The 13219-nt window shown below is 59.0% G+C and carries 11 protein-coding genes and 1 tRNA gene; 8 read left to right on the forward strand and 4 right to left on the reverse strand.

Annotated features, from left to right (window positions below):
- Positions 1-25 precede the first annotated feature (25 nt).
- The 6 genes from G560_RS0100080 (at position 26) to G560_RS0100105 (ending at position 6630) form a co-directional block, all read left to right on the forward strand.
- Entirely contained in the window at positions 26-856 is an 831-nt protein-coding gene (locus G560_RS0100080; protein ID WP_028913547.1) for an HTD2 family dehydratase, read from the forward strand.
- On the forward strand, positions 853-2001 hold the full coding sequence (locus G560_RS0100085; RefSeq protein ID WP_022702268.1) for an acyl-CoA dehydrogenase family protein: 1149 nt from the start codon (positions 853-855) through the stop codon (positions 1999-2001). Before G560_RS0100080 ends, G560_RS0100085 begins: the two co-directional genes overlap by 4 nt.
- Positions 2002-3171 carry a CaiB/BaiF CoA transferase family protein gene (locus tag G560_RS0100090; protein WP_022702269.1) on the forward strand — a complete coding sequence of 390 codons (1170 nt, stop codon included), beginning with the start codon at positions 2002-2004 and terminating at the stop codon, positions 3169-3171.
- 279 nt (positions 3172-3450) lie between these two features.
- Complete coding sequence (locus G560_RS0100095) at positions 3451-4458, forward strand: DctP family TRAP transporter solute-binding subunit (protein ID WP_022702270.1); 1008 nt, start codon at positions 3451-3453, stop codon at positions 4456-4458.
- Positions 4459-4521: 63 nt separating this feature from the next.
- Positions 4522-5232, forward strand: coding sequence for a TRAP transporter small permease (locus tag G560_RS0100100; RefSeq protein WP_022702271.1), 711 nt, complete (start codon positions 4522-4524; stop codon positions 5230-5232).
- Between the two features lie 3 nt (positions 5233-5235).
- Positions 5236-6630, forward strand: coding sequence for a TRAP transporter large permease (locus G560_RS0100105; protein ID WP_022702272.1), 1395 nt, complete (start codon positions 5236-5238; stop codon positions 6628-6630).
- A 177-nt stretch (positions 6631-6807) separates the two neighbouring features.
- Here the strand turns inward: G560_RS0100105 and G560_RS0100110 are convergent.
- Positions 6808-6883: transfer RNA gene (locus G560_RS0100110), tRNA-Lys, on the reverse strand.
- A 103-nt stretch (positions 6884-6986) separates the two neighbouring features.
- Here G560_RS0100110 and dapF point away from each other — a divergent pair.
- Both dapF and mtaB read left to right on the forward strand, forming a co-directional pair.
- Complete coding sequence (gene dapF / locus G560_RS0100115) at positions 6987-7826, forward strand: diaminopimelate epimerase (RefSeq protein WP_022702273.1); 840 nt, start codon at positions 6987-6989, stop codon at positions 7824-7826.
- Positions 7823-9076, forward strand: coding sequence for a tRNA (N(6)-L-threonylcarbamoyladenosine(37)-C(2))-methylthiotransferase MtaB (mtaB, locus tag G560_RS0100120; RefSeq protein ID WP_022702274.1), 1254 nt, complete (start codon positions 7823-7825; stop codon positions 9074-9076). Before dapF ends, mtaB begins: the two co-directional genes overlap by 4 nt.
- Before the next feature lie 102 nt (positions 9077-9178).
- Here mtaB and G560_RS0100125 read toward each other — a convergent pair whose 3' ends face one another.
- The 3 genes from G560_RS0100125 to G560_RS18110 all read right to left on the reverse strand — a co-directional run bounded on the left by G560_RS0100125 (position 9179) and on the right by G560_RS18110 (position 13142).
- A complete protein-coding gene (locus G560_RS0100125) occupies positions 9179-10210 on the reverse strand; it encodes a LacI family DNA-binding transcriptional regulator (protein ID WP_022702275.1) in 1032 nt (343 codons plus the stop codon).
- Positions 10211-10674: 464 nt separating this feature from the next.
- Positions 10675-11817, reverse strand: a complete 1143-nt coding sequence (locus G560_RS0100130) for a TIGR03862 family flavoprotein (protein ID WP_022702276.1) — start codon at positions 11815-11817, stop codon at positions 10675-10677.
- Positions 11814-13142, reverse strand: a complete 1329-nt coding sequence (locus G560_RS18110) for a mechanosensitive ion channel family protein (RefSeq protein ID WP_022702277.1) — start codon at positions 13140-13142, stop codon at positions 11814-11816. Before G560_RS18110 ends, G560_RS0100130 begins: the two co-directional genes overlap by 4 nt.
- Between the last annotated feature and the right edge of the window lie 77 nt (positions 13143-13219).

Raw genomic sequence — 13219 nt, forward strand, 5'->3', positions numbered from 1 at the left:
GGCAAAGCAAGGTGGGGCATTTCGCGTGATTGATATTGAACATTTGCAGGGTTGGGTCGGGCGGTCGGAAACTGTCACGGATCAGATTACACCGTTTCAGCCGAATGCGCTGGCCGCGACCCTGAACCGCGATGATCAGTTTGCCACTGGGTCGGACCTGCTGCCCCTGTGGCATTGGCTGCATTTCCTGAAAATCTTTCGGCTGGACGAGGCGGGCTATGACGGGCACCCCGCGCTGGGCGGATTTTTGCCCCCCGTGCCGCTGCCGCGCCGAATGTGGGCGGGGAGCCGTTTGAAGTTTTTGGCACCGTTGAAGGTGGGGGAGGTGGTGACAAAAACCTCTACCGTGACCCGCGTTGACCATAAGGCGGGGCGGTCTGGGGATTTGGTGTTTGTCACCGTGCGCCATGTGTATGACGAGCGGATTGAGGAGGAACACGACATCGTTTACCGCGATGTGGCGGCACCGGATGCGCCTGTTGCGGTGCCTGTGGCCGCGCCCGATGTTTGTGATTTTTCGCGCGATGTGGTGCCCGACCCCGTGTTGTTGTTTCGCTATTCCGCGCTGACGTTCAACGGCCACCGCATTCATTATGACCAGCCGTTTTGTACGGGAACCGAGGGGTATCCGGGGTTGGTGGTGCATGGGCCGCTGCTGGCGACGCTGTTGCTGGACGGGTTGCGCAGGCATTTGCCCGATGCGGTGGTGACAGAGTTTGAGTTTAGGGCGATGGCCCCGGTGTTTGATACGGACCGTTTCGCAGTGCAAGGTGCGGCGGTAGAGGGCGGCTATCGGCTGTGGATACGGCGCGGTGATGGTGCGTTGGCGATGGATGCAAAGGCGGTGTTGGCATGAATGATTATCAGGACATTCGGGATGCGGTGCGCGACCTGTGCGCGACATTTCCGGCAGAGTATCACCGCAAGGTGGACATGGAACGGGGATACCCAGAGGCGTTTGTGGATGCTTTGACCAAGGCCGGTTGGTTGGCGGCGATGATCCCCGAGGCGTTTGGCGGATCGGGGCTTGGGCTGACCGAGGCGAGCGTGATCATGGAAGAGATCAACCGATCAGGCGGCAACTCTGGCGCGTGCCACGGCCAAATGTACAACATGGGCACGCTGCTGCGCCACGGGTCGGATGCGCAAAAACGGGAATATTTGCCACGAATTGCCAGCGGTGAGCTGCGGTTGCAAAGCATGGGCGTGACCGAGCCGACCACGGGCACTGACACCACCAAAATTCGCACAACGGCGGTGCGAAGGGGTGACCGCTATGTGATTAACGGGCAAAAGGTCTGGATTTCGCGGGTCCAACATTCGGACCTGATGATCCTGCTGGCCCGCACCACGCCGCTTGAGCAGGTGACGCGGAAATCACTGGGGATGTCGATTTTTCTGGTCGATTTGCGCGATGCGATTGGCAAAGGGCTGGAGGTGAAGCCCATTCCGAACATGGTGAACCATGAGACGAATGAGCTGTTTTTCGACAATCTGGAAATTCCGGTCGAGAATTTGATTGGTGAGGAAGGGATGGGCTTTCGCTATATTCTTGATGGATTGAACGCCGAACGGACCCTGATCGCGGCGGAATGTATTGGGGATGGCTATTGGTTCATCGACAAGGTGACCGCCTATGCCAAGGAGCGCGTGGTGTTTGGGCGGCCGATTGGGCAAAACCAAGGCGTGCAGTTCCCCATTGCGGAAAGTTTTATTGAGATTGAGGCGGCGAACCTGATGCGGTTTGACGCGTGCCGCCGCTTTGACGCAGGTGCCGATTGCGGCGCGCAGGCGAATATGGCGAAATACTTGGCGGCCAAGGCGAGTTGGGAGGCGGCGAATGCCTGCATCCAGTTTCACGGCGGTTTTGGGTTTGCCACGGAATACGATGTGGAACGGAAGTTTCGCGAAACGCGGCTCTATCAGGTCGCGCCCATTTCGACGAACCTGATCCTGTCTTATGTGGCCGAGCATATGCTTGGTTTGCCGAGGTCGTTTTAAGTGCTGCCGCTGGAGGGGATCACGGTTGTGTCGCTGGAACACGCGATTGCGGCCCCGTTTGCGACGCGGCAATTGGCCGACCAAGGGGCGCGGGTGATTAAGGTGGAACGCCCGCAGGTGGGAGATTTCGCGCGGGGGTATGATGGCCGCGCGCGGGGGTTGGCGTCACATTTTGTGTGGACGAACCGCAGCAAAGAAAGCCTGACGCTGGATGTGAAACACCCAGCGGCGGGGACGATTTTGCGGGGGCTTATCGCTCGCGCCGATGTGGTTGTACAGAATTTGGCACCGGGGGCTGCGGCGCGGTTGGGGCTTTCGTATGACGCGCTGCGGCTCGACCACCCCGGGCTGATCCTGTGCAATATCTCGGGCTATGGGGCAGATGGGCCGGACCGCGACCGCAAGGCCTATGACCTGCTGATCCAATCCGAAGCGGGGTTCTTGTCGGTGACGGGCGAGGATGGGCCAGCCAAGGCGGGGATTTCGGTCGCGGATATTGCCGCCGGAATGTATGCCTATACCAACATTCTGACTGCCCTTATCCAGCGCGGGCGTACGGGGTTGGGGCGTGAGATTGATGTTTCCATGCTGGAGGCGATGGCCGAATGGATGGGATACCCGATGTATTACGCGATGGACGGTGCGCCGCCGCCTGCGCGGGCGGGGGCGAGCCATGCGACGATTTACCCCTACGGCCCGTTTGAGACGGCGGATGGCACGGTGATGCTGGGGTTGCAGAATGAACGCGAATGGGCGGCGTTTTGTGGTGGGGTTTTGGACGCGCCGGATTTGGCCAGTGATGCGCGGTTTGTGACCAATGCCAAGCGGGCCGAGAACAAGGTGGCGCTGGGCGCGATGATCCGCGACAGCTTTGCCAATCTGTCCGTGGCGCAAGTGACAGCGCGGTTAGACGCGGTGGGGATTGCCAATGCGCGGATGAACGATATGGCGGGGCTGTGGGCACATCCGCAACTGGCCGCACGCAATCGCTGGCGGCAGGTGGATACGCCAGCAGGCCAGATGCCCGCGCTTATCCCTGCGGGCTGGGGCGAGGATGAGCCCTGTATGGGCCCTGTGCCCGCTCTTGGCGAACATAGCGCCGCGATACTGCAGGAATTGGGCTATAATGCGGCGCAAATTTCCGCGCTGGCAGCGGACGGGGTTATCTAAACCCGCAGCCTTGTACCTGTGGCGAGGTTTCGCCACGGGTTTGGCAAGGTTCCCCAAGGCAAATTTACCCGTTTTGCCGAAAAGGTTTTGTTTTTGACCCAAAATCCTTGCAAGGTGGCGCAGGTCGCAGCGCTGCGCTGTGCCACCGAGGAGGAGACATCACGGGAAGGGGTGCCAGCCTGCATGCGCCAAAGGTGCGTGGGGGCTGCAACGGCACATGTGCCGACCCGTCTTGTGACGATACGGTCAAAACGACCGATAATAATTAGGGAGAGAGACATGAAATTCACCAATCTAGCCATGACCGTCGCCGCTTTGGCGATGTCGACAACTGCTGCCTTTGCAACCACGGGCTGCGATGATGGCGAAGTAAAGATCAAGTTTGCGCATGTGACCAACGGCGACAAGCACCCCAAGGGTATTGCGGCCCAGATGTTTGCCGACCGTGTGAACAGCGAAATGGATGGCAAAGCCTGCGTCGAAGTGTTCCCGAACTCGACCCTGTATGATGACGATCAGGTACTTGAGGCGATGTTGCAGGGTGACGTGCAACTGGCCGCGCCATCGCTGTCAAAGTTTGAAACCTTTACCAAGGTTTTCCAGATTTTCGACCTTCCGTTCATGTTCAAGAACATTGCAGCGGTTGACGAATACCAAAACTCGGAAACCGGTCAGGCGATGAAGGATTCCATGACGCGCCGCGGTTTGCAGGGCTTGGAATTCTGGCACAACGGCATGAAGCAGTTTTCGGCTAACAAGCCGCTGGTTCTGCCAACAGATGCCGCGGGCTTGAAGTTCCGCGTGCAGCCGTCTGACGTGATCGTGGCACAGATGGAAGCGCTGGGCGCATCTGCGCAGCCAATGGCGTTTGCCGAAGTGTATGGCGCGTTGCAGACCAAAGTTGTGGATGGTCAGGAAAACACCTGGTCCAACATTCGCGGCCAGAAGTTTTTCGAAGTGCAAGACGGTACGACCGAAACCAACCACGGCTTGATCGACTATCTGGTCGTCGCTTCGGTTGACTGGTTGGAAAGCCTTGACCCTGCCGTGCGCGAGCAGATGACCACCATTCTGAACGAAGTGACGGTAGAGCGGAACGCTGCCGTGAACGATGTCGATCTGGAAGCGCGTCAGGCGATTTTGGACACCGGCGCGGTTATTCGCGAGCTGACACCCGAGCAGAACCAAGCCTGGGTTGATGCGATGAAGCCGGTTTGGGCCAAGTTTGTCGACGGTGTTGGTCAAGACAACATTGACGCTGCACAAGCGATCAACGCCAAGCACTAACGGCTAAGTACGGCGCGCGGGGACCAACCCTGCGCGCCGTTTTCATCCTTGGGAGGGGATCAGATGAGCGCCAACTATGCGCCCCAAACGGCCTTTGGCCGTGCCATCAACACATTCGAGGAAAGCGCCATCGCCATAATTCTGGGCGCGATGACGATGCTGACCTTTTTGAACGTGGTGATGCGCTATGTCTTTAACAGCTCTATCTTTTGGGGGTTTGAACTGACTCTGTCGCTGTTTGCGTGGCTGGTTTTGTTTGGCATGTCTTATGCCGTCAAGATCACGGCGCATTTGGGCGTAGACGCGGTGGTCACGATGTTCCCCAGCAAAACACGGCGCATTATGGCGCTGGTGTCGGTGGTGCTGTGTCTGATCTATGCCTATCTGCTGCTGAAAGGTGCATGGGATTACTGGGCGCCTTTTGCCGGATTTCAACAAACCAGCGGGCGGTGGTTGCCGTTCTATCTGGGTGACGGGCAGTGGACATCTGATTTCTTTATCAAGACCCGCGATCAGGGCTGGTATGTGACCGAAACGATCCCGATGCCCCAATGGCTGCGCTTTATCGAGGGGACGTTCAACGCGGGCGAAGAATATGAAAAACTGCCGCGCTTTATTCCCTATTTCATGCTGCCCTTTGGCTGTGCCCTGTTGCTGTTTCGCTTTGCCCAAGCGGCCGTGGACATTGTGCAAGGCAAGCGCGGCGGGTTGATTGTTAGCCACGAAGCCGAAGACGCGATCAAAGACGTCCGCCATATGAATGCAGAGGATTAAGTCATGGAAATAGTCCTGCTGTTTGTGATGGTGATTGGCTTCATGCTGATTGGTGTGCCGATTTCGGTGTCGCTCGGCCTAAGCTCGATTTTCTTTTTGCTGGCGTTTTCAGACACGTCTCTGGCGTCAATTGCCCAGACGTTGTATCAGGCGATGGAAGGGCATGCGACCTTGCTGGCCATTCCATTCTTTATCCTTGCGTCGACGTTTATGTCGACGGGGGGGGTGGCGAAACGGATCATTCGCTTTGCGATTGCCTGTGTTGGGCATTTGCCCGGTGGTTTGGCGATTGCGGGTGTGTTTGCCTGTATGCTGTTTGCGGCGCTTTCGGGGTCTTCGCCTGCAACCGTGGTGGCGATTGGGTCCATCGTTATCGCAGCGATGCGGCAGGTTGGGTATTCCAAGGATTTCGCGGCGGGGGTTATTTGTAACGCTGGCACCTTGGGAATTTTGATCCCGCCGTCGATTGTGATGGTGGTCTATGCGTCTGCTACCGATGTGTCGGTGGGGCGTATGTTCTTGGCGGGCGTTATTCCGGGGTTGCTGGCTGGCTTTATGCTGATGGCCACGATTCTGGTGATCGCGATTGTGAAAAACCTGCCCAAAGGCGATTGGAATGGTTGGGGCGAGGTGTGGCATTCGTTCAGCGATGCGTTCTGGGGGCTGATGCTGATCGTGATTATCATGGTGGGGTTGTACGGTATTCCGGGCATCACCAGCGGTATCTTTACGCCCACCGAGGCAGCAGCGGTGGCGGCGGTCTATGCGTTCTTTGTCGCGAACTTTATCTACCGCGATATGGGGCCGCTGTTTCGGGACGGTGAAAATGCCAACACGATGCTGTGGCACAAGCCGCAAGCGCTGATCACCAGCTTTTTCCACCGCGACACGAAGGCCGCGCTGTTTGAGGCGGGCAAGCTGACCATCACCTTGATGTTCATCATCGCCAACGCGCTGATCCTGAAGCACGTTCTGACGGATGAGCAGATCCCGCAGAAGATCACCGAAGCGATGCTGGGCGCTGGGTTCGGGATGATTACATTCCTGATCGTGGTGAACGTGATTTTGCTGATCGGTGGGCAGTTTATGGAGCCATCGGGCCTTATCCTGATCGTTGCACCCTTGGTGTTTCCGATCGCGATTGAACTTGGGGTGGACCCGATCCATCTGGGCATCATCATGGTGGTGAACATGGAAATCGGGATGATCACTCCGCCGGTGGGGTTGAACCTGTTCGTCACGTCCGGCGTGGCAGGTATGCCGATCATGCGGGTGGTACGGGCATCTCTGCCGTTCCTTGCCGTGTTGTTCGTATTCCTGATCATGATCACCTATATCCCCATCCTGTCGACATGGTTGCCGACACTGATGATGGGGCCGGAGACAATTATCCGGTAAAACCAAATTAGGGGGCGCTTCGGTGCCCCCTTTGCATTGTCATATTGATGACATTCCACAGCCCAGCCAATTTGGGTCATGCGCTTGCCTAGGCCCATCAGATTTTGCCAAGGAAATACATCTGCCAAAGCAAACGTCGCGCGTGAAATCACCACTTCAAATCTATTTCAGATAAAGTGGTGAGCCGGTCGGGATCCGAACCCGAGACCTACTGATTAAAAGTCAGTTGCTCTACCAACTGAGCTACCGGCCCACGCTGCGTGCTAACTAGAAACTCTAGCGCGGGGGGTCAAGCGGTAATCGGCATAATTTTCGACTCTCTGGCAAAAACTTTACAAGCGGCGTATATGCGCGGAATGAATCAGAAAAACATCTCCAACGGCACAACGTTTCTAAAGATGCATGGGCTGGGCAACGACTTTGTGGTGATCGACTCGCGCGGGGGCGGGGTGATTGTCACGCCCGCCTTGGCGCGGGCCTTGGGTGACCGCAACCGCGGCGTAGGGTTTGACCAGCTGGCCGAGATCCGCGATGCCGACGGCGCTGACTTTGCCTTGGACTTCTGGAATTCCGACGGCAGCCGCGCGGGCGCTTGCGGCAATGCCACCCGATGCGTGTCCGATCTGGTGATGCGACAGACGGGTGCGAATGCGGTCAGCCTGCTGACCGCGCGTGGCAGCTTGTCGGCGCTGCGCCGCACCGATGGCATGGTGTCGGTCAACATGGGCCCGCCGCAGCTTGACTGGGCCGATGTCCCGCTATCGCATGCCGTGGACCAGTTGCATCTGCCCTTGCAAGGCGATCCGGTGGCTGTCGGTATGGGCAATCCGCATTGCGTGTTCTTTGTCCCCGATGCTGATGCCGTGGCCCTGACCACCCTTGGCCCGCGCTTTGAAAGCGACCCTCTTTTCCCGCAAAAAACCAATGTAGAATTTGTGTCCCAAATCGCCCCCGACCATCTGCGCATGCGGGTGTGGGAGCGTGGGGCAGGGGTCACACTCGCCTGTGGGTCTGGCGCTTGTGCTGTGGCCGTGGCGGCCCATCTGCGCGGGATCACAGGTCGCAAGGTACGGCTGGACGTTGACGGTGGCACGTTAGAGATTGACTGGCGCGACGATGGTGTCTGGATGACAGGGCCGGTGGCCCATGTGTTTGACGGCACCCTCACCCCGGAATTCATGGCGGCCCACAGATGACCGCTCCCATTTTCTCCACCCTCGGCTGCCGCCTGAACGCTTACGAGTCTGAGGCGATGAAGGAACTGGCCGAAGCCGCTGGCCTGCAAGGCGCTGTCATCGTCAACACCTGCGCGGTTACCGCCGAGGCGGTGCGCAAAGCCAAACAAGAAATCCGCAAACTCGCCCGCGAAAATCCGGGCGCTGCGGTGATTGTGACAGGTTGCGCCGCGCAAACCGAACCCGAAACCTTTGCCGCCATGCCCGAAGTCACTCGTGTCATCGGCAATACCGAAAAGATGCAGGCCGAAACGTGGCAAACCCTGCGCGCCCCCGACCTGATCGGCGCGACGGAAAAGGTGATGGTCGATGACATTATGTCGGTGCGTGAAACCGCAGGCCACCTGATTGACGGTTTCGGCCGCCACCGCGCCTATGTGCAGGTCCAAAACGGCTGCGATCACCGCTGTACCTTCTGCATCATCCCTTACGGCCGCGGCAATTCCCGCTCGGTTCCGGCAGGCGTGGTGATCGACCAGATCAAACGGCTGGTGGACAAAGGTTTCCATGAGGTGGTGCTAACGGGCGTCGACCTCACCTCTTGGGGTGCCGACCTGCCTGCCACCCCCCGATTGGGCGATCTGGTCATGCGCATCTTGCGCCTTGTCCCCGACCTGCCTCGCCTGCGCATCAGCTCGATCGACTCGATTGAAGTCGATGACAACCTGATGCAAGCCATCGCAACCGAACCGCGCCTGATGCCGCACCTACACCTGTCGCTTCAGGCCGGCGATGACATGATCCTGAAACGCATGAAGCGCCGCCACTTGCGCGATGATGCGATCCGCTTTTGCGAAGACGCGCGCAAACTGTGCCCCGATATGATCTTTGGCGCCGATATTATCGCAGGCTTTCCCACGGAAACCGAGGATATGTTTGAAAACTCGCTCAAACTGGTCACAGATTGCGACCTGACCTTTCTGCACGTCTTTCCCTATTCGGCGCGCAAAGGTACCCCTGCCGCGCGTATGCCAGCGGTAAAAGGCCCCGAGGTGAAATCCCGCGCGGCCCGTTTGCGCGCGGCAGGCGATGCCGCATTGCACCGCCATCTCACCGCACAACTGGGCAAAACCCACCACATTCTGATGGAATCCTCGCGCATGGGCCGCACTGAACAATTCACCGAAGTGCAATTTGGCAGCGATCAACCCGAAGGCCAAATCATCACCGCCGAAATCAGAGGGGCGTCCCCAACAACGCTCCTTGCCTGATCGTGCTTTCTTTTCGGCAAAAATATCCTCGGGGGGTCAGCTTTGCGTTTCGCAAAGCTGTTTGGGGGGCCGACAGCCCCCCGCTACCGGCGGCCGCCAGCCCTACTGCCGGATGGTATCGCCCAACTCCAACGTTGGCGACAGCTCCACCCGCTCGCCCCCGATCAACCCGCCGGGATGGATGCCTGCGATAATCTGCGCGGCAGTGCGGCCAATTTCCAAGCGACAAGCATCCATCGTCGCCAAACGGCGCGGCAGGCCTTGTAACAACTCGACCCCGTTAAACCCGGCCAGGCCCAAACGGTTCGGCACATCAATGCCCTTCTCCAAACAATAAAGCAGCCCACCCGCCCCGATCATGTCATTAGAATAGTACAGAAAATCCAAGTCTGGACTGCGCTTCAAAATCGTCTCGGTCATTTCGCGGCCCTTCAACAGGGCCGACCCGCCCGAATAAAACTCGCGGTCCGCCAACGTGATCCCAGCGCTCGCCAACCCCTCTTCCAACCCCTCCAACCGCTTACGCGCCCGATGGTCATAGGGCATCATCGTGCCCAAAAACCCGATCCGCTTGTACCCGGCCGCCAAAATCGCCCCAGCCATTTCCAGCCCTGCGCGGCGGTGCGAAATGCCCACAACCGAATCCACGGGCTCGCCGTCCACATCCATCACTTCGACAATCGGAATGCCCGCATTGCCCATCATCGCACGGGCCGCATCGGTATGTTCCAACCCTGCCAAAATCACGCCTGATGGCCGCCAGGACAGCATCTCATACAGCACCGATTCCTCGCGCTCGGGCAGGTAATGCGTCACGCCGACAACGGGTTGCAGGCCGGTATCTTCCAGAACTTGGGAAATCCCCGTCATCACCTCGGGATAAACCATGTTCGACAAGGACGGAATAATAACCGCAACTAAATTCACCCTCTGGCTGGCTAGCGCGCCGGCGATTTTATTGGGCACATAGCCCAGCGTGCGCGCCGCCGTCAGCACCCGTTCGCGCGTGGCATCCGACACATCGCCACGGCTTCGCAGCACGCGGCTCACGGTCATTTCAGACACGCCCGACGCCTCGGATACATCACGAAGCGTCAGTGGGCGGCGGATGTCTGGTCGAATAGTGTTTGTCACCGGCAGATGGCCTTCTGAAAGGGATGATCCCTTACTGTTACCGCTAAAATTCTGCCTTGTCCAAACTTCCCTGCGCCCCCAAATGCCGCCCGCTTGCGTTATTGCCGAAAGCGCCCCCGCAGTGTAAGAAACGGGCAGAAGGAAAATGCGTCTGCGTAGCTCAGCTGGATAGAGCACAGGATTCCTAAGGTCAAAATTGGGCGCAGCGTTTGGAAACTACGCTGCGGATCTGCTCAAATTCGGGGAACGCTTCGGTGCACGTTGCACCATGCCAATCCCGAGCCAAGCCCCATATCGGGGAAGGTGTAGAGACTGGTAGGGCAGGACCTAACGGCAACACGCCTATGGTCAAGGGACAGTCCAGACCACGAACGCCCCGTTGGGGCGGCGGTGAAAGCCGAAGTGGTACGAATCCTGGGGCCGTGGGTTCGAATCCCGCCGTGGACACCATTTTCCTTCTGCTTTTATCCAGCCGCCGCGCGACCAGCCCACAAACCCGTGGCCAAACAGGCGGTCAGCAAATATCCCCCCGTTGGTGCCTCCCAATCCAGCATTTCGCCGCAGGCAAACACACGGGGTAGGGCGCGCAGTTCCAACCCTTCGGTCAGCGCCGCGTGGGTGACCCCACCCGCCACCGATATCGCCTCATCCATCGGGCGCGGGCCTGTCAGTGGCACCGGCAGCGCCTTCAACAGCGGTGCCAGATCATCGGGCAAAGGCCGCCCCCATTCTTGCACCAATGCCACCACCACGGACGACAGGCCCAACTTACGCAACCGTGCGCCAACCGTATCGCCCCGCCGCGCGCGGGCCAATCGTTCGGCCACGGCCTCAACTGTCAAATCCGGTAACAGGTCCAAGCGCAGCGCCGCTCCTCGCCGCAAGGCGCGGCTCATCGCATAAATTCCGCCGCCTTCCAGCCCTTTGGAGGATACGACAAACTCGCCCCGTTCGCGCGTACCGTCGACACACAGCGCGACACCTTTGACCGGCGCACCAAAAAACCGCGCCATATGCGGCGACCAATCCACCTGAAACCCCATATTCGCGGGCTGAAACGGTGCAACCTTCACCCCGCGCTCCACCAGCATCGGCACCCAGGCGCCGTCTGATCCCAGCCGAGCCCAGCTTGCGCCCCCCAGCGCCAGCACCGTCACCGCAGGGTGCAGCACCACAGGCCCGTCGGGTGTGTCAAAGGCAAACCCTTCGCCCGAAAACCCCGTCCAGCGCCACCGCGTCCGCAGTTCCACCCCCGCCGCATCCAACCGCGCCAACCACGCCCGCAGTAAGGGCGACCCCTTCATCACCACCGGAAACACGCGGCCCGAAGACCCCGTAAACACTTCTTGCCCCAAACCGCGGCACCAATCCTGCACCGCGTCTGGTCCAAAATCCGCCAGCACCGGGGCCAACCAGACCTCTGGGTAAGCCGCCGCAAAATTGCTGCCCGTATGGGTGATATTCAGCCCCGATTTCCCCGCCATGAGAAATTTTCGCGCAGGGCTGGGCTTTGCGTCCACCACCAAAACCCGCCGCCCCGCCGCTGCCAGCGCCTCGGCGGCCATTAACCCCGCAGGGCCGGCCCCGATGACCAAGGCATCCGTCACGGGCGGGCAACCTGTCCCGGCATCGGGCCCTTAAATTCGACCACTCGGTGCGGATAGGGAATTGTAATCCCGTTATCTTTCAACGCGTTCCAGATCGCGAACAGCACCTTGCTTTGGTACTTGTTCTTACCGTCATCAATGCCAGACACCCAATATTCCACCGCAAAATCAATCCCGCTGTCGCCAAAGCCGCGCAGCTCGCAATCAGGCGCGTCGGGGTTGGTCAGTACGAATCCCAACGCCCCCACGGCCGCCTCAATCATCGCCGGAACCGTGTTGATATCGGTGTCATAGCTAACCGAAAACGCCGCCTCATAGCGGTTGGCGGACCCTTGGTCGGAATAGTTCACCACCCGCGTGGTGATGAAATGATCGTTCGGCACCACGATCCACTTGCCGTCAAACGTTTCCAGAATACAGGCCCGGGCGGTCATTTTAACAATGGTTCCCGCCTCGCCTCCGTCCAACTCCACATAATCGCCAACAGTCGTTTGCCCCTCGACCAGCAAGATCACCCCCGACACAAAGTTCGCAGCGATCTGTTGCAGGCCAAGGCCAATCCCCACGCCCAAAGCACCACCCAAAACGGCAATCGCCGTCAGGTCGATTCCCATAATCGACATCAACAGCAAAAACGCCGCGCCGAAAATCGTAATCTCTGCGGCCTTAACGGCCAATTGCCGCGTGGCAGGGCGCAGTTCCTTTTGCTTTTGAATGTAATCCGCGCTTTGACGGTTCGACCAGCCGCCCAACCAAAACAGCAAACTTCCCGCAATCAACCCACGGATCAGCGACAATACCGAAAACCGGATATTTCCCAGCTCGATCATCGTCTCGCTTAACCGCAGCATCATCGGGTCCAGCGCGCCGAGCGTATACAGCGCGGCCACGGGGATTAGCACATAGCGTCCCAGCATCCGCAAAAACGGGTCGGTCAGGGCATCGCGCACCAGCGCCCGCACGGCGATGAACAAAAACACCCGTTTGCCAAATGCAATCACTGCGCCCGACCCGAACAAGGATCGCGTAAATTCCTCGCCCACCGCCGTCAGCGCATAGGCCAGAAGTGGCATCAACAACGGTGACAGACCAAGGATAAAGAGCCGCGCCTGCGAGATCATCCCTTCAACCCCCGTCGCGGGAGTCAGCAGCTTGGTCACGATGGGCTGCAAACGCCGGGTCAGCAAAACCGCAGCGACAAACGCCACCGCCAGCAGCGCAAACTGTGACCACGCGGCGGGGCTGACCAGCCATTCCATCGCCGTATCGGTAAACGGCTTTACCGTCTCCAACAGGTTTTGTACAAACGTCGGCATCTTATCCATGAACTCTTGCCCTTGTCCCGTTGGGTTTCGTACTCATTTACGGCCTCATCCTTACCAAGAACAAGCGCGCCACCCAA

The organism is Pseudorhodobacter ferrugineus DSM 5888, from assembly GCF_000420745.1.
Taxonomy (GTDB): domain Bacteria; phylum Pseudomonadota; class Alphaproteobacteria; order Rhodobacterales; family Rhodobacteraceae; genus Pseudorhodobacter; species Pseudorhodobacter ferrugineus.

Bases quoted from the DNA above. Each gene is read 5' to 3' on its own strand.
- G560_RS0100085 (WP_022702268.1), top strand. From the start codon at position 853: ATGAATGATTATCAGGACATTCGGGATGCGGTGCGCGACCTGTGCGCG.
- G560_RS0100105 (WP_022702272.1), top strand. From the start codon at position 5,236: ATGGAAATAGTCCTGCTGTTTGTGATGGTGATTGGCTTCATGCTGATT.
- G560_RS0100100 (WP_022702271.1), top strand. From the start codon at position 4,522: ATGAGCGCCAACTATGCGCCCCAAACGGCCTTTGGCCGTGCCATCAAC.
- dapF (WP_022702273.1), top strand. From the start codon at position 6,987: ATGAATCAGAAAAACATCTCCAACGGCACAACGTTTCTAAAGATGCAT.
- G560_RS0100095 (WP_022702270.1), top strand. From the start codon at position 3,451: ATGAAATTCACCAATCTAGCCATGACCGTCGCCGCTTTGGCGATGTCG.
- mtaB (WP_022702274.1), top strand. From the start codon at position 7,823: ATGACCGCTCCCATTTTCTCCACCCTCGGCTGCCGCCTGAACGCTTAC.
- G560_RS18110 (WP_022702277.1), bottom strand. From the start codon at position 13,142: ATGGATAAGATGCCGACGTTTGTACAAAACCTGTTGGAGACGGTAAAG.